Raw genomic sequence first — 22,687 nt, 5'->3', positions numbered from 1 at the left:
GCCGTCACACCGCCCGCCAGGCCGTTTGTCGGTGCCGGATGACACCATCCGGCCATGAGTGACGATTCTTTCAACTGGCACGATTTCCTCGGACGTTGGCAGGAGGAATGGGTTCCGCGCGCGGACGATGACGATGACCAGGGTGAGCATGAGGGCGACGGCGGGCGGAGCGCCGCCCACCCGGGCAGACCCGGGGCGACGGAGTCGGCGATAGCCGCGGCCGAGGAGCGGCTGGGGCGACGGCTGCCGCCCTCGTACCGGGAGTTCCTGGCCGTGAGCGACGGATGGCACGTGGAACAGACGGCCGGGGTCTATGAGCTCGGCGGTGTCGCGGACATCGACTGGTTCCAGGACGCGTACGGCATGACCCCGCTGTACGAGGAGAGCCTGGGCGACAACCCGCGCGCGGAGGACGTCCTGCTGGCCGGAATGTGGCGACGGGCGCTGCGGCTGGAGACGGACTCCGACATGTCCCACGCGCTGCTCGACCCGGGCGACAGCGACGAGGACGGCGAGTGGGCGCTCTACGTCTACAAGGGCTGGAGCGGTGAATTCCCGGACCGCTACCCGTCGTTCCGCGCGTACATGGAGTCCATGTACCGCGGTTTCCACGCCGACCGCGTGGAGAGAGCCGACTTCGTCAACGCGACCACACGCGCCCAGGACACCCGGGTGGAGGAGGCCCGCCGACTGGCCGTGCGCGGACGGTACGAGGAGGCCCGGGCCCTGCTCGAGGAGGCGCAGTCCTTCGGACGGCCGCACAGCGCCGTCCTGCTGAACCAGCTCCGCCACCTGCTCGCCCCGCACAGCTCCCGGGACTACGGCAACCTGGTGGCCGACCCGCGCTACCTGCCCGAGATCCTGCCCGCGGCGGCCACGACACCGGCGCGCGGCGAGTGGCGGCTGGGCGGCGACGACCACTGGATCACGATGATGACCGCCCGCGGGGTGGCCCGGGAGACGGTCGAGGCCGCACTGGGCGCGATGCGGGACGGCACCCATCGCTACGCTCCCCCCGGGCCGTGGGGCCGTTCCGTCGCGCAGGCCCGGGAGGTGGCCCGCTGGGGGGACACCGACACCGCCTGGCGGATCCTGCGGGAGGGGCTGCCGCGGTGGGAGACGCCCGGACCCGCGCTGATCGCCCCGATCGGTCTGCTCGCCGATCCGGTGCTCGGTCCGCTGATCACCCCGGAGCGGGGGAGGGAGATCCTCGCGACCCCGCGCGCCGGGGAAACGGGCCCCGCCCCCGAGCCGGTGCCCGACCTGGACCCGCCGGGCCTCGCCTGGCTGACGGAGTCCGAGCCGCACCTCTGGCCGCTCGACGGATACCGTTGTGTCTGGGTGGAGGGGGCCGACCCGGCCCGCCTGCACGCCCTGCTGGGGGAGGAAGGCGCCGAGCTGAGCGCACCCACGGATCCGCGCGAGGCGTCCTGGCGCGCACCCAGGCCCGGCGAGCGAGAGGGCGTGGAACTCTGGGAGGACCGGGCCGTGGTCGCCGTCGGGCGCACCGCCGGAGCGTGGGCGTTCGCCTTCGACGGCCGCGCGCGCCACCTGGGTGACCTGGTCCTGTCGCCGGCCCGGGTCGCCTCCTCGTCCGGCCGCGCGGTGGTGGTGTGGTGCGACCCGAGGCCCTCCTCCTCGGGCGGCCGCCGGGGCGCGTTCCACCTGTCGGTGGCCGAACAGGGCGTGGAGCTCTACGCGTTCACCGTGCGGGGCACGGAGATCCAGCGCTCCGGCGCGATTCCCGAAGCCCTGGACCCCGCGCGGCTGTTCCGCCCCGGGGACACCGAACCGGACGGCGAACTGCGGGCCTTGGAGGCCCTGCACGCCGAACTCGGTCTCTCACTCCCTCGCTTCGCGCTGACCCGAGGCAGGCTCCACACCTTCACCACCCGGTCCTGGACCCGGGCGCCACGCGACGGCGAGGCCTTCGCCTGCATCAGCCTCGGGCGGCACCGGCCCTGAACCCGGGTCCGTCGCCTCGTCGAGAAAAAATCTCCGGTGCCGTGTCAAGAATCCAGGGGCCGGACGGCTCTGGGGTGTGTGTACGGCCGCTGCTTCACCGTGAGGCGCTGACAGGCCGCAGACTGGAGGGGTTTCCGGTGGAGACGACGGGCATCGGCATCGCCGTGTACCTGGTGCTGCTGTTCGCGCCGGGGCTGAGCAGCGTGCTGAAGAGCATCGCGTTCCGCATCCGGGCCGCGGGGAAGGCCGAACTCCTGCGGGCCGAGCGGGAGGCACACGGCGGGCGCCGGACGGGGAGGCGGGGGCGGCGTGGATGAGGAGCAACGGGCCCGGCGCGCCGAGGCGCTGGCGGCTCTGGTCGCCGAGCGGCACGGCCAGCTCGTCGGTTACGCCCGCAAACGGCTGCGGACCTCGGGGGTCCCGCCGTCCTGGGCGGATCCCGAGGACATCGTGCACAACGCCCTGGCCGGCGTACTGGCCTGCCCCGAACCGGTCGAGTGGCTCCGTCCGTACGTCTTCACCGCCATCAGGAACGAGGTCCGGCACGCGGAGAGGCGCTGCCGCACCGGCCGGGGATACGCCTCCCTGGACGCGGACGTGCGGTGGGAGACCGCGGCCGGCAGCGTCGACCCGTGCGCAGCGGCCGAGCTGCGCCTGGACCTCGCCGCGGCGCTCACCGCACTGCCGCCCCAGCAGCGCCGGGCCGTACGGCTGAACAAGGAACTGGGGCTGACCCAGGCGCAGACCGCCAGGGCGATGGGCGCCGCACCGGGGACGGTGGCCACCCATGTCTCCCGGGCTCTCGTCACCCTGCGGGTCGCTCTCGGCGCCCTGGCCACCGCGGTCGTCCTGTGCGGCACGGCCGCGTCATGGCCGCGGTCCGGCCTGTCGCCGGTCGACCCGGCGGTGGGCGGCGAGGTGGGGGAACTCCTGCGCTCGGCGTCGGCGGCCCAGCTGATGGCGTTGATCGTGGTCGGCACGGTGGGGCTGGTGGCGTCGGCCGCTGCCGTTCGGGCGGTGCCGGCCGGTACGGGTGGCGGGTGGCGGATTCCGTTCCGGACCCGGGGCAGGCGGTCCCTGGCCCGGCTCCGCGCCGAGCGGGCCGAGGAGGTGCCGGAGGAGGCGTCACGGGAGTCGCAGGGCGAGGCCTGGCACGTCCGGGACGTGTCGGGCGCGAGCGCCGAGGGCAAGAGATACCGCTGCCCCGGCTGCGACCAGGTGATCCCGTCCGGCGTCGCGCATGTGGTGGCATGGCCCCGACAGGATGGCCCGCAGGACCGGCGGCACTGGCACAAGGCGTGCTGGAACGCCCGGGACCGCCACGACAACCGGAGCGCGACGGGCACGGAGCAATCCGGCGACTGAGGGCCGTAGTCGCCCGAGCGGCGGACTTGCCCGAAGGCCGAATCGACGGAAGGCCGAAGTCGGCCGATGGCGTCGTCGTCCGGAGGCCGTCGAGGCGGGCGGAGTCCTAATGGCCGAGTCAAGGGGCTGTCCGCTGTCGCCGATGCGCTGTCAGGCGTCGGTGTCGGCGGCCTCTTCGAGCAGGTCCAGGGCGTGGTTGTGGAACCGGCGTTCGGCATCGCGGCACGGGGCGTTGAAGAAGGCTCGTTGAGCTTCGGCAAGGTCGCAGTGCAGCAGGCCCATGGTCACGAACACGGCTTCCACGCCGTGACACCCGTTGTCCTTGAGGAACTGCTGGAGTGCGTCCGTGTCGCCGGTCGCCTCCCAGACGGGCCGGGCGGTTTCCTGCATTGCAGCGATGCGCGCTGATCGTTCTGCGTCGAAGCCCACTGGGGTCCGCCTCTCCGGTTTGGCCCGCAGGCTATCGCCAGGCAGGCGGGGGCACTGCCCGGACGCCCGGCCGGAGCTCTCTGACGGATGCCCTGCTCGTGGCGGGCCGTGGCGCCACGAGTTCCGAAGCGATGGCCCGCCGCCGCGGACGGTCGTCCGAGGCGTCCGGCATCCGAGCTTCCGGCACTTGTACGTTCGGTACCCGAGGCGTCCGGCAGTGCCCGGCGTCCGGTGGATTCGGCGCCTCGGGCGTCCGGCAGTGCCGGGCACCCGAGGCGCCCGCAGCGCGGCCTCCGAGGTGTCCGGTACTGGGTGTCCGGCGGCGCCAGGCGTCCGGCAACGCCCCGTATCCCTCGCTTCTGACCTCCCGGCAGATCCGAACGGCTCCTCACCTGGCCGGCCGGGGCGGGTGAAATCGGCCGGTCCGGCGGGCCAGGTGAGGCAGACGGTGGTCCCCACCACGTGGGCCGTCGCGTCGCCGCCCGGTCGGTTCAGGAGACGGCGACCACCACGTTGAACCACGGGGTGCTGAGGGACCTCAGGGGCGAGTCCAGCTTCTGGAGGTTGAGCCGGTAGGTGCCGGCGGGCAGCACCCCGCCGCCCGGCAGCGGTCCCAGCGGCAGGTAGCGCCCGTTGGCGGCACCGGCACGGTTGTAGGTCCACACGCCCGCCGAGGTGTGCATGATCGTGTAAGCCCCCCGGCTCAGCGAGGGGTTGACGGCGGACCTGCGCGTCGCGTCCAGGGCGAAGGAGGCGCCCGCGTACGACGGCACCCGCGCGGGCCGGGTGAGGGTGAAGCTGAAGTACCGGTGGGCGTAGCCGGCGCCGGACGTGAGCGGCGGGCAGTTGACCGCGACGACGGTCCGCCCGGTCACGTTCCCCAGAGCAACGGGATTGCTGTACGAGCCCGAGCCCGACAGCCGCCGGCAGTCGTACTGGTAGGTGGCCGCCGAGGCCGGCGGCGCGGCCACCAGCGCCGACGCGGCGACCGTCACGACGGCGGCCGCGACGACGCCCGCCCGGCGTGACAGCCGTCCGAGTGTCCTGTCGATGAGTGTCATGAGCAGTCTCCCCCCTCGGGGCGCGGGGCCCCGGACCGTGGTGAACACGGGCGCGCCACGGCACACCCGTTCGCCCGGCGAGGGCTCGTGAGGCCTCCCGTGCCGAGCGGATCCGGCGCCGAATCTAGGGCCGCCGTCGGTCGTTCGCGCGGGGGTGACCGATGGACGGAGGGAACAGATCACCGATGACGGTGTGTGGGAGGAACGGCTCGCCGGGAAGACACGGGACGATCATCTGGACCCGCCGGTGACACCCGCTCGGAGCCGGGCGCGTCAGTCCGGCGACCCGACCCGACCCGACTCCACCCGGCCCGACTTGACTCGACCCGGCCCGCGCCGAGGCCCACGGCAGCCGCGCCGGCCTCCTGGCTCCACACGCCCACCGGAAGCACCCCCCGGACACCCACCCGCACACCCCCCGACCCCCTCCCGGACGCCCCCGGACGCACGACCGAACACCCCCGGACACACCCGATCAGGAAGGCCGCCCTGGCACGGGTGACCGTTGGCACGAGCGAAGAACCCCTCCTTCCCCCGTCCTCGCCCCGGCCCCGCCCCCTCCTCACCCCGGACGTCGGCGAGCCGCTTCTCCGGGGCGAACCCCTCGCCCGTACTCCGGGGCGAACCCCTCTCCCGTGACCTGTGATCTTTCCCGGATTCGATCCGTCCGACATCTTGACCTTGCTCCGGACCGAGGCTTAGCGTTCCGGCGTTCGAGTCTGATTGAAACGATTCAAAACCAAGAACGATCATCTGGGAGCGCTCATGCGGGTACCGGTCGGGCAGGGCGACGGAATGTCACGGCGGGCGGTACTCGCCGCCGGGGCGACGGCGGGAATCGCGGCCGGGATCGTCGCCGCCCTGGGTTCCGGGACGGCCGTCGCGGCGCCGTCCGTGGCCGGGGCGGTGGGTCCGGCCGCCGACTGGTTCGCCGCGCCCGCGCGTTCGGTGCGGCCGAAGTTCCGCTGGTGGTGGCCGGACGGTCTGGTCGACACCGACGAGATCGCCCGCGAGATCGACCAGATCGCGGACGCGGGATTCGGCGGCGCGGAGATCGCCGCCGTCCACCACAGCGTCAAGGACAAGTCGGTCCTGGACACCGCGCGCCACGGATGGGGCAGCGGGCCGTGGCGCGACGGCGTCGAGGCCGCGCTGCGCCGGGCCGCGAGACGGGGCCTCACCATCGACCTGACGCTCGGCCCGAGCTGGCCCGTCGCGGTCCCCGGCGTCACCCCGGACGACGAGGCGGCCGCCAAGGAACTCGTGCACGGCCGCGCCTCGTTGAGCGCCGGAGCCACCTTCCAGGGACCGGTGCCGCCGCCCGTGCACGCGCCCGCCGCCGGGGTGACCCGGCAGCGGCTCCTCGCCGTCCAGGCCGCCCGCGTCGAACCCGCGTACTCCACCCGCAAGGAGACCGGACTCGACCTCGCCAGCGTCCGTGACCTCACCTCCACCGTCGCCGAGGACGGCACCCTGACCTGGACGGCTCCCGACACCGGGGAGTGGACGCTGATCTCGTACTGGACGCGCGGCAGCGGTCAGCAGCCCGAGTCCGGACCGCACTCGGCGCCCGACGCCTACGTCGTCGACCACCTCGACCCGGCGGGCACCGCGGCCGTCACCCGCTTCTGGGAGCAGAACCTGCTGACTCCCGGCGTGCGGAGCCTGCTGAAGGCGGCGGGCGGCGCCTTCTTCGAGGACTCCGTGGAGCTGGAGACGGACGGCCTGACCTGGACGCCCTCGCTGCCGGACGCCTTCGCCCGGCACACCGGACGGCCCCTGCTGCCCTACCTGCCCGCCCTCGTGCTGAGCGACAGCAACCAGGTGTTCGCCTTCGAGGCGCAGCTCACCCGACAGATCAGACACGACTTCTGGGAGACCTTCTCCGAGCTGTTCAACCGGCACCACGTCCGCGCGCTGCGGGACTGGGCCCACTCCCTAGGCATGACCCTGCGCGCCCAGCCCTACGGACTCCAGACCGACGCGATCGAGTCCGCGGCGATCCTGGACATCCCCGAGGGCGAGTCCCTCGGCTTCAAGAACCTCGACGACTACCGCTGTCTCGCGGGCGGCAGGGACATGGCGGGCCACACGGTGCTGTCGTGTGAGGCGGGCGCCTACAACGGCACCGCGTACAGCACCACCTGGGACCGTTTCCTGCGCACCATGGGCGGAGCCTACGCGGCGGGCGTCAACCAGACCGTCGTCCACGGTTTCTCCTACGCCACCGCGCCCGGCGTGAGCTGGCCGGGCTTCGCCGCCTTCAGCCCCTACAACGGCGGCCCCGGATACGGCGAGTCGTGGGGCCCCCGGCAGCCGAGCTGGCAGCACGTGCCGGACATCGCCGCCTACCTCGGCCGGGTGCACGGCGTGCTCCAGTCCGGCACCGCCCGCGCCGACGTCGCCGTCTTCCGGCAGACCGGCTACGCCGCGACCGGCATCGGCGCGTCCTGGTTCACCGCGACCGGTGTACCGCTCGGCTGGACCCACCAGTTCCTCAGCGGTCCGCTACTCGACCTGCCGAACGCCACCGTCTCGGGCGGCCGGCTCGCCCCGAACGGTCCGGCCTACAAGGCCCTGTTCGTCGAGGGCGACTTCTTCTACTCCTCCACACCCACCCTCGCCACGGCCGACGCGCGCCGACTGCTGGCGCTGGCCGAGGCGGGACTGCCGATCGTCCTGCTGGGCGCCTTCGACCAGCCGCTCACCCCCGGGGTCCCCGACGACGGCGAGAGCGAGGGGCTGCGCGCGCTGCTGACCCGGCTGCTCGATCTGCCCCACGTCACCCGGGTCACCGACAAGGCCGCCGTGGGCGACGCCCTCGCCGGCCTCGGAGTCGTCCCGGACGTACGCCACGCCACCGCCTCCACCCTCCTGAACGCCCACCGCGTCACCCGGGAGGCCGACTTCTACTACCTCTGCAACGGCAAGCACGCGGAGACGGTCAAGCCACCCGTGGCCGCGATCGACCACCAGGTGACACTGCGCCACACCCGCCGGACGCGCGGCGGGACGACGATCCCCTACCTGCTCGACCCCTGGACGGGCGAGGCCACCCGGATCGCCCGGTACACCGAGGAGGGCGGCGAGGTCACCGTCCGGGTCGCGCTCCAGCCCGGCCAGGTCATGATCGTCGCACTCGGCGGTCCGGGACTGTTCGGCGACCGGAACGGGGCCAGGCCCCACGTGGTCGACACTGACGCCTCCGAAGCCCTGTTCGACGGACATGCGCTGACGGTCCGTTCGGCCGAGGCGGGCACCCGCACGACACGGCTCTCCTCGGGCCGTACGGTCACCACGGTCATCGGGTCCGTGCCCGCCCCCGTCACCCCGAGCCGCTGGCAGCTGGACGTCGACGACTGGTACCCCGGATCCGCCCCCACCCGGACCGAACACGTCCGGCGCTCGCTGACCCTGGACACGCTGCTGCCCTGGTCGGGGATCCCGGAACTGGCCGACTCCGCGGGCATCGGACGCTACCGGACGACGATCGACCTGCCGTCCGGGTGGACCTCCGCGCACGGCGCCTACCTTGAGCTCGGCCAGGTCTCCGACACCGCCCGCGTCACGGTCAACGGCACCGCCGCCCCGGTCGTCGACCGTATCCACCCGGTCGTCGACGTGGGCCCTCTGCTCCGACGCGGCGGCAACGTGATCGAGGTGGAGGTGGCGGTCCCGCTCTTCAACCGGCTGCGGGTCACCCAGCCCGCGGTCTTCGGCGCCGCCGCCCGGCAGAACTTCGGTCTCGTCGGACCCGTACGGCTCGTGCCGTACGGTCAGGCCACGATCGGCTGAGGGAACGGGGGCCGGAGCGCGACACCCGGGCGGCGCCTTTCGGACGTGCTCCGGCCGCCGGAAGGGCCGCCGTCCCGGCCCCCTCACCGACCTTCGTCGCGACGATCCGGACCATCGGCGGACTGTGTCCCGCGCGCGCCTCGGGCAGCGTGGGGGCATGGAGCGAACCGATCGGATCAGCCGGGCCGGATTCCTGGCCGGGGCGGCGGCGGCCGGCGCGGTCGCCGTGCTCGGACCCGCGCGACGGGCACGGGCCACGGGGCAGGGCCGCGGACTGCGGCACCGGGGCGTCGTCTACACGGTGGGGGAGGGCGAGACCCCCGCCACGGGGTGGACCGCCGAGCGGATGCGGGCGGACCTCCGCGTCATCCGCCACGACCTGCACGCCGACACGGTCGACATCACCGGCGACGGCGTGGAACGCCTCGCGGCGACCGCGACCGAGGCGGCCGAACACGGCCTGCGCATCTGGCTTCAGCCCACGCTGGGAGACGTCCCGGCGCGGGACATCCTCGAACACCTCGCGGAGACCGGCAGGGTCGCGCAGCGGCTGCGTCGACAGGGCGCGAGCGTGGTCCTCGGCGTGGGCTGCGAGTTCTGGCTGTTCGTGCCCGGGATCGTGCCGGGGGAGACGGTGCTGGAACGCGTACGCAACCTCATGAACGGGACCTACGACCCGGTCGTCATGCAGCGCCGTCTGGACGCCTTCACGGCGCGCGCCGCCAGGACCGGCCGTTCGGTCTTCGACGGCCGGCTGTCCTACGCCGCCGCACAGGACGACCGGGTCGACTGGTCCCTGTTCGACATCGTCGGCATCGACTACTACTCGTCCTTCCCGCGACGGGTCGACCATGTGAGGGAACTGCGCCGCCACACCCGCTGGGGGAAGCCGCTGGCCATCACCGAGTTCGGCACCTGCGCCTACGTGGGCGCCCCGGACGCCGGCGGCATGGGATGGGACGTGGTCGACCACGACAAGGACCCGGCGGAGATCAAGGGCCACCTGGTCCGCAGCGAACGCACCCAGGCCGTCCACATGACCACGCTCCTCGACGTGTTCGAGGCGATGGGCCTGTACGCGGCGATGGCCTTCGAGTTCGTCACCCCGGACGCCCCGCACCGGGCCGACGACCCGCGCCACGACCTGGACATGGCGTCCTACGCCGTCACCAGGACCGTCCACCGGCGCCCCGGTCACCCGGAGGCCGGCTGGCACTGGGAACCCAAGGAGGCCTTCCACGCCCTGGCCCGCCACTACGGCGGCCGTCACGCCCACGGAGCCGCTGCGCGGTGAGACGCATGGAACGGCAGGTCGCGGTTACTGGGTTGTCATGGCAGGCACATCGACATCCGACCATGACGACACCACGCCCGCGGAGACCGGCCGGGAGGGGACGGCGGGGCCGGACGAGCGGGTGGAACAGCGGGCCCCGGACCGGCTGGGGGAGTTGCCGAAGCGCTCCTGGCCGGCCGTGCTCAAAGGCGTGCTGCGGGAGTTCAAGGACGACGAACTCACGGACCGGGCCGCGGCACTGACGTACTACGGGGTGCTTTCGCTGTTCCCGGCGCTGCTGGTGCTGGTGTCGCTCCTGGGTCTGGCGGGGAAGTCGGCGACCGACGAGGTCCTGGACAACCTCCGCAAGGTGGCGCCGGGTTCGGTCCGCGACATCATCAGCGACGCGGTGCGGCAACTGGAGGGCCGGGGCGGCGTCGGCTCGGTCATGGCGATCGTGGGTCTGGTGCTGGCGGTGTGGTCGGCGTCGGGCTATGTCGCCGCTTTCATCCGCAGCGCCAACGCGGTGTACGACATGCCCGAGGGGCGGCCGGTGTGGAAGGTACTGCCGCTGCGCGTGGGGGTGACGGTGCTGCTGCTGGTGCTCGCCGTCGCCAGCGCGCTGATCGTCGTCTTCACCGGCGGTGTGGCCCGGCAGGCCGGCGCCGCGCTGGGTATCGGGGACACGGCGCTGACCGTGTGGTCGATCGCGAAGTGGCCGGTGCTGGTGGTGCTGGTCACGATCATGATCGCCCTGCTGTACTGGGCGACGCCGAACGTCCGGGGCCGGGGACTGCGGTGGACCACGCCCGGGAGCGTGCTGGCGCTGGTGATCTGGCTGCTCGCCTCCGCCGGTTTCGCCTTCTACGTGGCCAACTTCGGCTCGTACAACAAGACCTACGGCACGCTCGCCGCCGTGATCGTCTTCCTGGTGTGGCTGTGGATCAGCAACATCGCGATCCTGCTGGGCCTGGAGTTCGACGCAGAGCTGGCCAGGCAGCGGGCCGTGGCGGGCGGGCTGCCCGAGGACGAGGAACCCTACGTCCAGCCCCGGGACACCCGGGCCTGGAGCGAGGACGACCGGCCCGGCGCGCGGTGACCGCGCGCTCAGATCACCGGGAAGCCGAAGGAGTACCCCTGCTGCCGCAGCCACGGCAGGACCTCGCGCAGGGCCGCGACGGTCTGTGAGCGGTCGCCGCCCGCGTCGTGGAAGAGGATCGTCGGACCGTTGGACACCTCGCTCTGGACGGTGGAGACGATGGCGGCCGCCCCGGGCTGCTCGAAGTCCTTGGTGTCGACGTTCCAGCCCAGCGGCCGCATCCCGCGGGAGGCGGCGAGATCGCGGCTGTAGGGGGTGAAGGCGCCGCCCGGCGCCCGGTAGTACACCGGGCGGACGCCCCCGGAGGCTTCGGTGATCATCCGTTCGGCGTCCAGGATCTGCTGCGACTGGTAGGAGTCGGGCTTCTTGTCCATGGTGGTGTCGTGCGACACGGTGTGGTCGCAGAGCCGGTGCCCGTCCGCCACCACGGCCTTGACCAGGTCCGGGTGGGCCTTCGCCTGCGTGCCCACCATGCAGAAGGTCGCCTTGACGTCGTTCTCCCGCAGCACCTCGAGGACCTGCGGCGTCCAGTCGGGGTCCGGACCGTCGTCGATGGTGATGTTCACGCCGCGGGCCCCGTGGTCCGAGGCGTGGGCGATGTCCACCGACACCCGGGCGGGCGCGGCGGAGGGGCGCGCCGAGGCACCCGCCTCCGGCTTCGCCCCGTCCACCGGGCCGGCCTGAGCGGTCCACACCGAGGTGACGGCGGCCATCGCCGTCACACCCACCGCTGCCGCGATAACCCGGCCGTACCATCCCCGCCCGCCATGCCGCGCCATGTCTGCCCTGTTCGTGTCGTGTCGGTGGATCCCGTGCCTCGGTGGATCCCGTGCAGATGTCAGGACGGGGAAAAGGCGCGGTGGGATCCGTCTGTTACCGATCACGGACAATTTCGCGGGGATTCCGGGACGCGGGAGGTTCCGCGCCCGTGGGGAGGAAACGTCTGCCACCCCCAACGCAGGCGTGTGTGGCTCCTGTTGGGGGTGGCGGCTTTCACGGGGCCAGGGGGACGCAGAGCAGGGCGGCGGGGCCCGGCTTGCTGCCGAACCGGGTGGTGAACGCGATGCCCGCGGCGTACTCCTCGGCCGCGCACTGGCCCTTGTAGTGGCCCTGGGCGAAGTCGCCGCCGGTGTCGGCGGGGCGGTTGTCGGACCGGTCGAACCACACGGTCCGCCCGGCCCGGCCCAGCGCGGTGCGGGCGGGTACGCACAGGGCGGCCGACACGCGTTCCCCGCGACGGCTGTAGCCGATGAGGAACTGCCCGGCCGGGCACTGGAGTTTGGTGTAGCCGCCGGCCCAGTCGCCGCCGGCGGGGACATGGCGTTCGTCCGTGACGACCGTCTGCGTGTCGCCCGGGGCCCGCAGGTCGTCGGCGGCCGTGTCGGTGCACAGACCCCGTCCGCCCGTGTGGCTGAGGCCGATCAGCCGGAGGCCGTCGGGGCAGGCGGCCTTGGAGGCGCCCGGGTCCCAGTCCCCGCCGGCCCGGACCCGGCGGGAGCGCACCGCGTCGCCGTGGTCGGTGGTGAGCATGCGCCGTACGGGCACCGGCGGGACGGTCCCGGTGCGGGTCGCGGCCGTCATGAGGTGATTCCAGCCGGCGCCGCGCCAGTCGGCGTCGTCGAGGATGCCGTACCGTCGCCCGGCGGTGTCGTAGCGCAGCAGCGCCCAGTCGTCGTGGCCCTCCCAGCCGACCAGGGGCCAGTACGCGAAGTCGGCGTCGTGGTCGGCGAAGTAGTCCGTGAGGTTGCCGAACCAGGCGCGGGCGGCGGCGCCGGTCTCCTGGGCGCCGATGCCGAACTCGCTGATCCACACGGGCGCTGTGTGGTGCTGTCCCTCCGCGGTGACGAAGAAGGCCTGGTCGGTGAGGACCTGGGACAGCTGGTCGCGGCTCAGGTCCTGGTAACGCGGGTCGTGGGTCTCGCCGATCCCGGTGGCACCGCTATGCCGGGGGCCGGTATAGCCGTAGAAGTGGGCGGAGTAGACCAGTTTGTGCGCGTCCAGGAGGGTGTGGGAGAGCGTACGGACGGGGGTGAGGGTGGGGCGCTCGTGCGGCAGCCCGTCCACGGGCAGTCCGGTCCAGTTGATGCCCTCGACGACGATGAGGAGGTCGGGGTCGGCCTCGGTGAGGATGCGGTCCGCGGCGAGCTGGGCCGCCGCGTACCAGTCGTGGTCGTCGCCGAGACCCCAGTTGGGGTCGTCCAGTACGTCACGGCGTACCTCGTTGTGGAGGTCCGCGCCCACGACTCGGGGGTCGGCGGCGTAGCGGCGGGCCATGAAGACCCAGTCGTCGGCCCACTGCCGAGTGGTTCGGCCGCTGTTCCAGCGCTCGTTGCCGTCCACGCCGCAGCACCAGCGGGTGGTGACGGTGTGGTTGTTGAGGATGACCGCGAATCCGTCCGCGGTGAGGGCGGCCACGACGGCGTCGAAGATCTGGAGGGGTGTGCCGCCGCGCAGTCGTGGGTTGGCCGCGACGGCGGTGTCCGGCACAGGGGTGCTCGTGCGGATCATCTCGTTGGAGAACGGCAGCCGGATGCTGTTGACGCCGAGCCGGTGGAAGTCGGCGAGCAGCGCGGACAGCGGGACGCGGTCCAGGCCGAGGGGGATGCCGGAGGAGTCCTGGCCCGCGTGGTGGTCGGCCGGGTCGGCGGTGCTGCCGCTTCCCGACCAGGAGCCCTGGGCGCCGTCCCAGTTGGCGGACCTCAGACGGAAGCGGCGCCCCTGCGCGTCGACGATGTAGCGGCCCCGGGTGGAGAGGGGCGGCTGCCAGTCCTCCGCCGCCGGGGCCGCCACTCCGGCGGACGACGCGGGGGTGAGCGCGCCCGGGATGGCCGCCGACGGGGCGGCGGCAGCGGTCGGTGCCGGGGCCAGCAGCGTGAGGACGACGGCGGCTGATGTCAGGTACTTGACAAATTTGAGGGTCTGCATCCGGTCCTCTGCGGGGCGCGGTGGGGGTGGCGAGCGGCGACCGTCAGCCTACGAGCTCCCGGCCGGGATGTCCCGGGGGCTGCGTGAACCCGCGCTCGTCGAGGGTGTGACCGCGCCGCTCCCGACGCCGGCCCCGGGAGGCCGAGCGTCGGGGATCGTCCCGGCGGTGTACGTCACCAGGTGTGCGCGACATCCACCACGAGGTGGCCGTCCAGGCGCAGCACCCGGAAGGGCAGACGCGCCCGGACGCCGAGCCCGAACTGCGTCACCCCTTCGAAGCTCCCGGCGTACCGGGTGTCCCGGAAGGTGCTGTACCCGGTGAGGTTCACGCCCGGCAGCGGCTGCGCCACCCGTCCCGGATAGGTGGGCGTGCCGGTCTCGACGTCGTACGAGGGGGCGTTGACCCGCACCTCCAGGACGGCGGCGCCGCCGACGGTGATGGGGCGGCCCGAGCCGTCCTGGTAGAGCCGGTCGACGTACGCGACCGAGAAGCCGAGCTCGGCGGCGCCCGCGCCGGGGACGTCGACGACGAACCGGTCGTAACAGTCGTGGCGGCCGGTCCGCACGTTGGTCAGCGACGTCATCGTGCCGGTGGAGTAGGTCTTGTCGAGGCTGCCCCAGCCGGTGGGGCAGGCGGCCGCGGCGCGGGTGGCCGTGACCGGGGCGGCGGTGGCCGTGGCCGGGATCGCGGCCACACCGAGGGTGGCGGTCAGAAGGGCGGCGGTGGCCCAGACGGTTCTGTTTCGCACCATGATGTCCCCCGAAGGTTGTGTGTCGGACATGAACTGAGACAGCCCGATTGCCCCGAAGGTTGCACGGTTTTCCGTATCGATCCGGCGTGATGCGATGGGATGCGACGCGGTGTGGCGGTCTTCCCTCCGGACGCGGGTCGCCGTTGCCTCGACCGGGCCTCCGTGCCGGACGGCGCTCCGGTGGCATGCATGGCGCCGGGGCGGGTAGGGGCGCGCTTGAACCGGGGGAGTGAGGGCGAGACACGTGAGATCCCATGCCGACGGTGACGGCTGTACGGCACCTGACGAGTACCTGATGCGCGCCGACTACGCCCTCGACGGACAGGACGCCTGCATCGCCGACGCCCGCCACCACGCCGTGGCCTTCCTCGACCGGGCCCGCGCCGACCACCGCCTGCCCGTGTCCGCGCGCGCCCGGGACCTCACCCAGCTGGTGGTCAGCGAGTTGGTCACCAACGCCCGCAAATACGCTCCCGGCCCGGTCCGGATGGAACTGCGCATCACGGCCCGCGTCGTGGACGTCGTCGTACGGGACAGCGACCCGACCGTGCCCACGGCCCGGGCCGCCGATCCCGGCAGGATCGGCCAGCACGGCCTGGAGATCGTCAAGGTCGTCGCCGAGGACCTCTTCATCGAGCAGGAGGCGGTCGGCAAACGCGTCACGGCCCGTATCTCCCTGTCCGACGACCCCGGCGGACCGGTGACCGGCAGCCCCACCGGGTAGCGCGGCGTCGCGCGCCGTCCTGCGCACGGCGGCCGCGGCACGGCACGGTCACCAGCCCGTCAGCAGCAGGTGGTTGAGCAGCAGGGCCAGGATCGCCTGGGCGGCGAGCCAGACGCGCGGGCGGGTGAGGAACGCGCAGGCCGGCAGGAGCCATAGGGCGAACGGGAGCCAGATGCGTTCCGTCTCGGCCTTGCTCATGCCGGACAGGTCGGCCACGAGCAGGGCGAGCAGGGCGGCGGCCACGAGCAGGGCGAGGCGGGCGTCCGGGCCGGAGTGTGGGCCGGAGTGTGGGCCGGAGTACGGGCCGGAGCGGTGCGGGCCGTCCGGCCGCGGGAGGCCCTTCCCGCGGGCCCGGCGGAGCGTCGCGGCGGTCCGTCGCAGGCCGGCCGCCGTCGCCAGGCCCGTGATCAGGACCGTGCAGGCCAGGTTGGCCCACACCCAGTACCCGTAGGGGCGGACACCGCCGGCCCCCTGCCGGTAGCGCGTGACCAGCAGTCGGTACGCCTCCCACCAGTCGAATCCGGCGAGGGTGAACGCCGTCGGCACGACGGCCGCCCCGGCGAACAGAAGGAGGAGCAGCTCGGGACGCTCCCGGACGTGCCCGCGGCCGAGCAGCAGCACCGCCGCGCCGACGAGCGCGAAGAGCGTGAGGCCGTAGGAGAGGTAGCAGCTCAGGCCGAGGAGCAGGCCCGAGCCCAGCGCGGCGCCCGAGGTCCGGCGTCCGGTGACCGCCAGCGCCAGCAGTGCCACGGACCAGGCGGCGACCGCCGCGAAGTACGCGTCGGCCGATGTCCCCATCCACACCGCGGCCGGAGCCAGCACCAGGAAGGGCGCCGCCCGCCGCGCGAGCCCCTCGTCCGCCAGTGCCCGCACCGCCACCAGGACGGCCGCACAGGCCGTCGCGCCGACGACGACGCACCAGGTTCCGGCCCAGCCCGCGCCGCGCAGCCCGATCCGGTCGAGCAGGACGAAGGTCAGCGTGGCCGCCGGGGGATGACCGGCGACATGCGCGGGCCAGTTGTCGGGGGACTCCAGGAGGATGTGACGGGTGAAGCCGCGCAGTGCCGCCGGGACGTCCTGGAACCGGCCGATGGCCTGGAGATACTCGTGGCGGGACGTGAGCCGGCCGGCGACACCCCGTCCCCAGCCGTCGATCAGGGCGAGCGAGAAGATCCACGCGGTGGCGGTGCCCCAGGCCGCCGCGAGCAGGGCCCGCCAGGGCAGGCGGGCGGCCAGGGAGGGACCGTACCCCGCGGTCGCGGCCGCCACCGCGACGGCCGCCGGCGTCCCCGGCCCCACATGCGGACCCCAACTTGCCAGCACGGGAGGCCAGTTGACCCGTAGCGTGTGCTGGGTGTGCTCGATGTGGTGACCGATCAGCACGGCCGCCGTCACGAGCAGGACGGCGGCCCCCACCGCGTACAGGTCGGGGCGGAGGCCGGGGGTGATGCCGCCGGAGCGCCGGGCGCGCGGCTCGGCGGAGCGCAGGGTGCTGTTCACACCGGCACGCTAGGCCGGGCGGCGGGCGGCGAGCCGCCGTCCGGGCCGGACGTCAGCGTTTCGTCATGGGTCGCGGGCCCGTTTCGGGGTGCGCCGCGGCCTACGGTCGGATCATGCGCGACGACTCACGGCTCCCCACCTCCCCCGGCTTCTGGCGCAGCCCGCTGCGCGGTCCCTGGTTCACCTCGGTGCTCGGCCTGGTGCTGCTCCTCGGCATCACCGTGTTGTTCGTGACGGGCCTCGTCTCGTACGCCGCCTACAACCCGGACCTCTCGCCGGTGAACGACAAGACGCCGGACAAGGGCATCCTCGGCTTCTACCTCTTCTCCTGGCCGACCCACCCGCACTGGCTGTACCGGCTCGACCAGGGCGTCCACGTCACGCTCGGCGTCACCCTGATCCCCGTCCTGCTGGCCAAGCTGTGGTCGGTCGTGCCGAGGCTGTTCACGCTGCCGCCGGCCCGCTCGGTCGCGCACGCGCTCGAACGGATCTCCCTGCTGCTGCTGGTCGGCGGCGCGTTGTTCGAGTTCACGACCGGCGTCCTCAACGTCCAGCTGGACTACGTCTTCCCCGGCTCCTTCTATCCGCTGCACTTCTACGGCGCGTGGGTCTTCTTCGCCGCGTTCGTCGCCCACGCCGTGCTGAAGGTCCCGGCGGCCGTGCGCAATCTGCGCCGTGCGCGGGAGGAGGGCGAGCTGAGGCCGGCGCCGGAACCCGCGTCCGCGCGGGAGCTGGTCGCGCCGCACCCGGATCCTCCGACCGTCTCCCGGCGCGGCGCGCTGTGGTTCGTCGGGGGCGGGTCGCTGCTGCTGTTCGCCACGACGGTCGGCCAGAGCTTCGACGGGCTGCGCCGCACGGCCCTGCTCGCCCCGCACGGCGGAGCCGATCCGGGGAGCGGTCCCAACGGCTTCCAGATCAACAAGACGGCGGCGTACGCCGGGATCACCGCGGCGGAGACGGACGAGGGAGCCTGGCGCCTCGTCGTCGCGGGACCCAGCGGCACGGTACGCCTCAGCCGCGCCGAGCTCAGTGAACTCCCGCTGCACAGCTCGGCGTTGCCCATCGCCTGCGTCGAGGGCTGGTCGACCTCGGACCAGTGGTGGCGGGGCGTGCGGCTGCGGGACCTGGCCGCGCTCGTCGGCTACGAGGACGACCCGCCGGACGTTCTCGTCGAGTCCCTCCAGCGGCGCGGGGCCTTCCGTCACGCCGCCCTGCGCGCGAACCAGGTCGCCGACCCCCGCTCCCTGCTCGCCCTGTTCGTCAACGGCGAGCCCCTGACCCCCGACCACGGCTACCCGGCGCGCGTCATCGTGCCCGCCGCGCCCGGCGTGCTCAACACCAAGTGGGTGGCCCGCATGACGTTCGGAGAGACACGATGACGCCCCTGCGACGGCCGGTGATCGGCAGCCCCTTCCAGATCCTCCTGCTGGCCTGCTCGTTCGCCCTCGCGGCCTACGCGGGCGTACGGCTCCTCGCCGACGACCGGCCGGGCGTGGCGCTGTGGTGGGTGGGGGCGGCACTGCTGCACGACCTCGTCCTGCTGCCCCTGTACGCGGTGGCCGACCGGGCCGTCGTCCAGGGACTCGACGCGGGCGGCCACCGGAGGTGGACGATGTACGTCCGGGTGCCGGCGGCTCTCTCCGCGCTGCTGCTGCTCGTGTGGTTCCCGCTGATCAGCGGGAGGGTGGAGCTCCGTTACCGGTCGGCGACCGGCCGCTCGGCGGACGGGTTCCTCGCCCACTGGCTGCTGATCACCGCGGTGCTCTTCGGCGGTTCGGCGCTGCTGCTCGCGCTGCGACTGCGCAGGGCGACGAAGCACCGGCCGCCTGCCGTCCACTGACCGGCCGTCCGCCAGCCCTCGTGGCCCGCGTACCGCAGCAGGGCCGTCGTGCCGAGCCGCGCCCAGGGGAACGCCCGGCCGGTGCCGCCGGCCTCGGCCGGGCCGACCACTTCGACCTCGGCCCGCTCGTCCACGTCCACCGGCACGGTCTCGGCGATCAGCAGGCCGCCCGGGACGAGCAGCGCCGCCGCCCGGCGCAGCAGGGCGACCGGGTCGCCGCCGATGCCGACATTGCCGTCGATGAGCAGTACGGTCGCCCAGCGTCCCTCGCCCGGCAACGGGTCGAAGACCGACCGCCGCAGCGCCTGCCCGCCCCGTCCCAGGGTGTGGGCGACGGCGGCCTCACTGACGTCGATGCCCAGCACGGGCCGCCCCCGCGCGGCGAGTTCGGCGACCAGGCGGCCGGGCCCGCAGCCCACGTCCAGCACGGCTCCCTCGCACCGGTCCAGGATCGCCAGGTCGGCCGGGTCGGCGCGGGCACACCACCGCTCCACCTCCAGCGGCAGCAGCCAGCCGTCGGCGCGGCGCAGGAACAGCGGGCCCCGGCCGCTGCGCACGGCGGCGCTGTACGGGTCGGCGGCCGCCCAGTCGCCCGCGACCCGCGCGACCCCCGCCCTGCCGCCGTCGGCGGCGCCGGCCCCCGTGAGGTCGTACGCGGTGCTCATCGGCTCACCGCCGCCGTGCACTCGGCGAGGCGGGCGGCGAAGCGGCTGCCCGGGGCCAGCGCGGCGACGGCCGTGGCGTCCGGGGCGGTGTCCACGTCCCGCAGACACGGCAGGTCGCGCACCCGCAGCCCCGCGCCGACCAGCCGCGCCCGCTGCACGGCGCCGGTCGACGGCGTCGACATGGGCACGCCCCGCAGCAGACCGGGATCGGGCTCGGCGAGCCCCAGGGCCCAGAAACCGCCGTCCCGCGCCGGGCCGAAGTACGCGTCGCAGCCGTCGAAGTCGACGGTCAGCAGGTCCGGCGCGACCTGCGGTGTGTCCATCCCGATGAGGAGGGCCGGGCCGTCGCAGCAGGCGAAGGCCGCCGCGAGCCGTTCGTCGAGTCCGCCCGCGCACTGCCGCACGACCTCGAAGCCGGACGGCAGCCAGGGCCCGGGGGAGCCGTCCAGCACCAGGACGCGGCGGGCGGCGGGCGTGGCCGCCACGGCCCGCAGGGTGTCGGTCAGCGCCGCCTCCGCCAGCGCGGCCGCCTCCCTCGGGGTGAACGGCGGGGTGAGCCGGGTCTTCACCCGGCCCGGCAACGGTTCCTTGGCGATGACGAGCAGGGTGGTCACCGTGCGCTCCCCTCGCGCACCGGAACGCCGTCGAGGACGCGGCTCATGTCCCGGACGGCCTGCCAGGTGCCACGCCAGGTGCCCGTCACCTTCGAGACACCCGTCCGGGGCAGGTAGGGGACGTCGTGCTCGGTGATCCGCCACCCCGCGTCGGCCGCGCGCACCACCATCTCCAGCGGGTAGCCGCTGCGCCGGTCGGTGAGACCGAGGCCGAGCAGTGGCTCACGGCGGGCGGCCCGCAGCGGGCCGAGGTCGTGCAGGCGCAGCCCGGTGCGGCGGCGCGTCAGCCGGGCGAGCGCCAGGTTCCCGGCCCGGGCGTGCGCGGGCCAGGCGCCCCGGCCGCTCGGCCGCCTGCGCCCGAGCACCAGGTCGGCCGTGCCGTCGCGGACCTCGTGGACGAACGGCACGAGCAGGGCCGGGTCGAGGGAGGCGTCGCAGTCGCAGAAACAGACGACGTCGGCGGTGGCCGCGGTCAGTCCGGCGTGGCAGGCGGCGCCGAAGCCCCGGCGCGGCTCGTGGACGACTCTCGCGCCGAGCGCGCGGGCGATCTCCGCCGAGCCGTCGGTGGAGCCGTTGTCGACGACCAGGGCCCGCCAGCCCGGAGGAATGCGGGCGAGCACCCAGGGGAGGGCCTCGGCCTCGTTCAGACAGGGGAGTACGACATCTGCTTCTGCGTCCGTGGTCACGGTCTCACCCTACGAACACGAATCAGGCAAAACGGACCTCCGCTCCTTACGAAACGCGGACGTCGAGCCGTCCGGGCGCCCGCGGACACCGCACGGGGCCGGTCCGGTGCGAGGCTGGGCGTATGCAGCAGCCTCACGAGTCCCCGCCCCCTCCGCCGGGATCGGCCCGGGTCCTGGTCGTGGACGACGACCCCACGGTCTCGGAGGTCGTCGCCGGATACCTGGACCGGGCCGGCTACGTCGTCGACCGGGCCGACGACGGCCCGACCGCGCTGAGCCGAGCCGCCGCGCACCGGCCCGACCTGGTGGTGCTCGACCTGATGCTCCCCGGCATGGACGGGCTCGAGGTGTGCCGCCGGATGCGCGGGCACGGACCCGTGCCGGTGATCATGCTGACCGCGCGCGGCGACGAGGACGACCGCATCCTCGGCCTGGAGGTCGGCGCCGACGACTACGTCACCAAACCCTTCAGCCCCCGCGAACTCGTGCTGCGGGTGGAGTCGGTGCTGCGCCGCAGCCGGCCCGCCACCGGTGCCCGGACGCTGAGCGCGGCCGGCCTGACCCTCGACCCCGGGGCCCGCCGTGCCACCAAGGACGGCATCGAACTCGCCCTCACCCTGCGTGAGTTCGACCTGCTCGCGTTCTTCCTGCGGCACCCCGGGCGGGCGTTCGGCCGCGAGGACCTCATGCACGAGGTGTGGGGCTGGGAGTTCGGTGACCTGTCCACCGTGACCGTCCATGTGCGCCGGCTGCGCGGCAAGGTCGAGGACGACCCGGCGCGGCCGCACCTGATCCAGACGGTGTGGGGCGTGGGCTACCGCTTCGAACCCGGTCCCGGCCGAGAGGGGGAGTGACCGTGCGCGACACCCTGCTCATCGCGCTGTTCGCCTTTCTCGGCGCGCTGCTGGCCGGACTGCTCGGCGCGCTCGCGCTGTGGCTGCTGCGCCGCCGCTCGTTCACCGCTTCGCTCACCGTGGTGGCCGGCGTCGCCGTGACCGCGATGCTGGCGGGCACGCTCGCCGTGGCGCAGGCGATGTTCCTGTCCGGGCACGACCTCAGCGTCGTGACGACGGTCGTGGCGATGGCCGCCGTGGTCTCCCTGGTCACCGCCCATCTCCTGGGCCGCTGGGTCGTCGCCCGCAGCCGTGAACTCACCCGTGCCGCCCGCTCGTTCGGCGACGGCGGCGCCTTCACCGCCCCCGCAGGACCGACCACCGCCGAACTGGACGCACTGAGCCGCGAGCTGGCGGCGACCAGCGGGAAGCTCGCCGAGTCCCGGGACCGCGAACGCGCCCTGGAGGCGTCCAGGCGGGAACTCGTCGCCTGGATCTCGCACGACCTGCGCACGCCGCTGGCCGGACTGCGCGCGATGTCGGAGGCGCTGGAGGACGGCGTCGCGGCCGACCCCGACCGCTACCTGCGCCAGATCCGCACCGAGGTGGAGCGGCTCAACGACATGGTGGGCGACCTGTTCGAGCTCTCCCGCATACACGCCGGCGCGCTCGCGCTGTCCCCCTCCCGGATGTCCGTGTACGACCTGGTCGGCGACGCCCTCGCCGGCGCCGACCCGCTCGCCCGCGAGCTCGGCGTACGGCTCGTCGGCGACCGTGTCGAACCCCTCCCGGTGGACGTCGACGGCAAGGAGATGAGCCGGGTGCTGGGCAATCTGCTCGTCAACGCCATCCGGCGCACGCCCGCCGACGGCACGGTGGCCGTCGCCGCCGAACGCTCGCCCGCGGGGGTCCTCGTCTCCGTCACCGACGGCTGCGGGGGCATCCCCGAGGAGGATCTGCCGCGGGTCTTCGACACCGGTTGGCGCGGTTCGCACGCCCGGACGCCCCCGGCCGGCGCGGGTCTCGGCCTCGCCATCGTGCGGGGGATCGTGGAGGCCCACCAGGGACGGGCCACCGTACGCAACATCCCTGGCGGCTGCCGTTTCGAGGTGACCCTGCCGACGGCTCGCTGAAGGAGGCGTGGCCGGGGCGGCCCGCGCC

The 22,687-nt window shown here is 73.7% G+C and carries 19 protein-coding genes and 1 pseudogene; 11 read left to right on the top strand and 9 right to left on the bottom strand.

From position 1 onward, the window contains the following. Positions 1 to 54: 54 nt before the first annotated feature. From AOQ37_RS19335 to AOQ37_RS42140, 4 genes and pseudogenes are all read left to right on the top strand, one after another. Positions 55 to 1,965 (top strand): SMI1/KNR4 family protein, encoded by a 1,911-nt coding sequence (locus AOQ37_RS19335; protein ID WP_062645812.1) that lies wholly within the window; start codon positions 55 to 57, stop codon positions 1,963 to 1,965. A 137-nt stretch (positions 1,966 to 2,102) separates the two neighbouring features. Further along, positions 2,103 to 2,282, top strand: a complete 180-nt coding sequence (locus tag AOQ37_RS19330) for a hypothetical protein (RefSeq protein WP_062645811.1) — start codon at positions 2,103 to 2,105, stop codon at positions 2,280 to 2,282. Next, positions 2,275 to 2,778, top strand: a pseudogene (locus AOQ37_RS41395) (sigma-70 family RNA polymerase sigma factor); the annotation flags it as partial. The gene AOQ37_RS19330 and the pseudogene AOQ37_RS41395, both read left to right, overlap by 8 nt. Before the next feature lie 144 nt (positions 2,779 to 2,922). After that, complete coding sequence (locus AOQ37_RS42140) at positions 2,923 to 3,330, top strand: Rv1322 family protein (protein ID WP_374701526.1); 408 nt, start codon at positions 2,923 to 2,925, stop codon at positions 3,328 to 3,330. Positions 3,331 to 3,480: 150 nt separating this feature from the next. Here the strand turns inward: AOQ37_RS42140 and AOQ37_RS19320 are convergent, their stop codons facing one another. Both AOQ37_RS19320 and AOQ37_RS19315 read right to left on the bottom strand, forming a co-directional pair. Next, on the bottom strand, positions 3,481 to 3,720 hold the full coding sequence (locus AOQ37_RS19320; RefSeq protein ID WP_062645810.1) for a hypothetical protein: 240 nt from the start codon (positions 3,718 to 3,720) through the stop codon (positions 3,481 to 3,483). Between the two features lie 530 nt (positions 3,721 to 4,250). After that, positions 4,251 to 4,820, bottom strand: a complete 570-nt coding sequence (locus AOQ37_RS19315) for a hypothetical protein (RefSeq protein ID WP_062645809.1) — start codon at positions 4,818 to 4,820, stop codon at positions 4,251 to 4,253. Between the two features lie 765 nt (positions 4,821 to 5,585). On the opposite strand from AOQ37_RS19315, the gene AOQ37_RS19310 reads away from it, so the two are divergent. The 3 genes from AOQ37_RS19310 (at position 5,586) to AOQ37_RS19300 (ending at position 10,987) form a co-directional block, all read left to right on the top strand. Further along, positions 5,586 to 8,615: a glycosyl hydrolase gene (locus tag AOQ37_RS19310; protein ID WP_062645808.1), complete on the top strand. Its 3,030-nt coding sequence runs from the start codon at positions 5,586 to 5,588 to the stop codon at positions 8,613 to 8,615. A gap of 157 nt (positions 8,616 to 8,772) precedes the next feature. Further along, positions 8,773 to 9,909 carry a glycoside hydrolase family 113 protein gene (locus AOQ37_RS19305; protein ID WP_062645807.1) on the top strand — a complete coding sequence of 379 codons (1,137 nt, stop codon included), beginning with the start codon at positions 8,773 to 8,775 and terminating at the stop codon, positions 9,907 to 9,909. Positions 9,910 to 9,946: 37 nt separating this feature from the next. Then, positions 9,947 to 10,987 (top strand): YihY/virulence factor BrkB family protein, encoded by a 1,041-nt coding sequence (locus AOQ37_RS19300; protein WP_062645806.1) that lies wholly within the window; start codon positions 9,947 to 9,949, stop codon positions 10,985 to 10,987. 8 nt (positions 10,988 to 10,995) lie between these two features. Here the strand turns inward: AOQ37_RS19300 and AOQ37_RS19295 are convergent, their stop codons facing one another. The 3 genes from AOQ37_RS19295 to AOQ37_RS19285 form a co-directional block, all read right to left on the bottom strand. Then, positions 10,996 to 11,766, bottom strand: a complete 771-nt coding sequence (locus AOQ37_RS19295) for a polysaccharide deacetylase family protein (RefSeq protein WP_062645805.1) — start codon at positions 11,764 to 11,766, stop codon at positions 10,996 to 10,998. 214 nt (positions 11,767 to 11,980) lie between these two features. After that, positions 11,981 to 13,912 (bottom strand): glycoside hydrolase family 5 protein, encoded by a 1,932-nt coding sequence (locus tag AOQ37_RS19290; protein ID WP_062645804.1) that lies wholly within the window; start codon positions 13,910 to 13,912, stop codon positions 11,981 to 11,983. 173 nt (positions 13,913 to 14,085) lie between these two features. Next, a complete protein-coding gene (locus AOQ37_RS19285) occupies positions 14,086 to 14,664 on the bottom strand; it encodes an AMIN-like domain-containing (lipo)protein (protein ID WP_062645803.1) in 579 nt (192 codons plus the stop codon). A 244-nt stretch (positions 14,665 to 14,908) separates the two neighbouring features. Here AOQ37_RS19285 and AOQ37_RS19280 point away from each other — a divergent pair, with 244 nt between their 5' ends. Beyond that, on the top strand, positions 14,909 to 15,388 hold the full coding sequence (locus AOQ37_RS19280; protein WP_062645802.1) for an ATP-binding protein: 480 nt from the start codon (positions 14,909 to 14,911) through the stop codon (positions 15,386 to 15,388). A 48-nt stretch (positions 15,389 to 15,436) separates the two neighbouring features. Here AOQ37_RS19280 and AOQ37_RS19275 read toward each other — a convergent pair whose 3' ends face one another. Continuing rightward, positions 15,437 to 16,888, bottom strand: a complete 1,452-nt coding sequence (locus AOQ37_RS19275) for a hypothetical protein (RefSeq protein ID WP_374701515.1) — start codon at positions 16,886 to 16,888, stop codon at positions 15,437 to 15,439. A gap of 113 nt (positions 16,889 to 17,001) precedes the next feature. Here AOQ37_RS19275 and AOQ37_RS19270 point away from each other — a divergent pair, with 113 nt between their 5' ends. Further along, positions 17,002 to 18,267 carry a molybdopterin-dependent oxidoreductase gene (locus AOQ37_RS19270; RefSeq protein ID WP_062645801.1) on the top strand — a complete coding sequence of 422 codons (1,266 nt, stop codon included), beginning with the start codon at positions 17,002 to 17,004 and terminating at the stop codon, positions 18,265 to 18,267. Positions 18,268 to 18,583: 316 nt separating this feature from the next. Here the strand turns inward: AOQ37_RS19270 and AOQ37_RS19265 are convergent, their stop codons facing one another. From AOQ37_RS19265 to AOQ37_RS19255, 3 genes are read right to left on the bottom strand one after another with little or no spacing between them, the layout of a single operon-like run. Beyond that, on the bottom strand, positions 18,584 to 19,393 hold the full coding sequence (locus AOQ37_RS19265; protein ID WP_062645800.1) for a class I SAM-dependent methyltransferase: 810 nt from the start codon (positions 19,391 to 19,393) through the stop codon (positions 18,584 to 18,586). Further along, positions 19,390 to 20,007 (bottom strand): TIGR04282 family arsenosugar biosynthesis glycosyltransferase, encoded by a 618-nt coding sequence (locus tag AOQ37_RS19260; RefSeq protein ID WP_062645799.1) that lies wholly within the window; start codon positions 20,005 to 20,007, stop codon positions 19,390 to 19,392. Before AOQ37_RS19260 ends, AOQ37_RS19265 begins: the two co-directional genes overlap by 4 nt. Further along, positions 20,004 to 20,693, bottom strand: coding sequence for a glycosyltransferase family 2 protein (locus tag AOQ37_RS19255; protein WP_062645798.1), 690 nt, complete (start codon positions 20,691 to 20,693; stop codon positions 20,004 to 20,006). Before AOQ37_RS19255 ends, AOQ37_RS19260 begins: the two co-directional genes overlap by 4 nt. A 122-nt stretch (positions 20,694 to 20,815) precedes the next feature. Between AOQ37_RS19255 and AOQ37_RS19250 the strand changes: the two genes are divergently transcribed. Beyond that, positions 20,816 to 21,547: a response regulator transcription factor gene (locus AOQ37_RS19250; protein WP_062645797.1), complete on the top strand. Its 732-nt coding sequence runs from the start codon at positions 20,816 to 20,818 to the stop codon at positions 21,545 to 21,547. Positions 21,548 to 21,549: 2 nt separating this feature from the next. Then, positions 21,550 to 22,659 (top strand): sensor histidine kinase, encoded by a 1,110-nt coding sequence (locus tag AOQ37_RS19245; protein WP_062645796.1) that lies wholly within the window; start codon positions 21,550 to 21,552, stop codon positions 22,657 to 22,659. Positions 22,660 to 22,687: the final 28 nt, after the last annotated feature.

Origin of the sequence: Streptomyces maremycinicus (assembly GCF_001184025.1) — a bacterium.
In the GTDB taxonomy this organism is placed as follows: domain Bacteria; phylum Actinomycetota; class Actinomycetes; order Streptomycetales; family Streptomycetaceae; genus Streptomyces; species Streptomyces maremycinicus.
This window is presented reverse-complemented; position numbering and strand designations above follow the sequence as displayed.

What these genes read in the sequence shown, in the direction of transcription:
- AOQ37_RS19335 (WP_062645812.1), top strand. Translation starts at nt 55, where the DNA reads ATGAGTGACGATTCTTTCAACTGGCACGATTTCCTCGGACGTTGGCAG.
- AOQ37_RS42140 (WP_374701526.1), top strand. Translation starts at nt 2,923, where the DNA reads ATGGCGTTGATCGTGGTCGGCACGGTGGGGCTGGTGGCGTCGGCCGCT.
- AOQ37_RS19320 (WP_062645810.1), bottom strand. Translation starts at nt 3,720, where the DNA reads ATGCAGGAAACCGCCCGGCCCGTCTGGGAGGCGACCGGCGACACGGAC.
- AOQ37_RS19315 (WP_062645809.1), bottom strand. Translation starts at nt 4,820, where the DNA reads ATGACACTCATCGACAGGACACTCGGACGGCTGTCACGCCGGGCGGGC.
- AOQ37_RS19310 (WP_062645808.1), top strand. Translation starts at nt 5,586, where the DNA reads ATGCGGGTACCGGTCGGGCAGGGCGACGGAATGTCACGGCGGGCGGTA.
- AOQ37_RS19305 (WP_062645807.1), top strand. Translation starts at nt 8,773, where the DNA reads ATGGAGCGAACCGATCGGATCAGCCGGGCCGGATTCCTGGCCGGGGCG.
- AOQ37_RS19300 (WP_062645806.1), top strand. Translation starts at nt 9,947, where the DNA reads ATGGCAGGCACATCGACATCCGACCATGACGACACCACGCCCGCGGAG.
- AOQ37_RS19295 (WP_062645805.1), bottom strand. Translation starts at nt 11,766, where the DNA reads ATGGCGCGGCATGGCGGGCGGGGATGGTACGGCCGGGTTATCGCGGCA.
- AOQ37_RS19290 (WP_062645804.1), bottom strand. Translation starts at nt 13,912, where the DNA reads ATGCAGACCCTCAAATTTGTCAAGTACCTGACATCAGCCGCCGTCGTC.
- AOQ37_RS19285 (WP_062645803.1), bottom strand. Translation starts at nt 14,664, where the DNA reads ATGGTGCGAAACAGAACCGTCTGGGCCACCGCCGCCCTTCTGACCGCC.
- AOQ37_RS19270 (WP_062645801.1), top strand. Translation starts at nt 17,002, where the DNA reads ATGCGCGACGACTCACGGCTCCCCACCTCCCCCGGCTTCTGGCGCAGC.
- AOQ37_RS19265 (WP_062645800.1), bottom strand. Translation starts at nt 19,393, where the DNA reads ATGAGCACCGCGTACGACCTCACGGGGGCCGGCGCCGCCGACGGCGGC.
- AOQ37_RS19250 (WP_062645797.1), top strand. Translation starts at nt 20,816, where the DNA reads ATGCAGCAGCCTCACGAGTCCCCGCCCCCTCCGCCGGGATCGGCCCGG.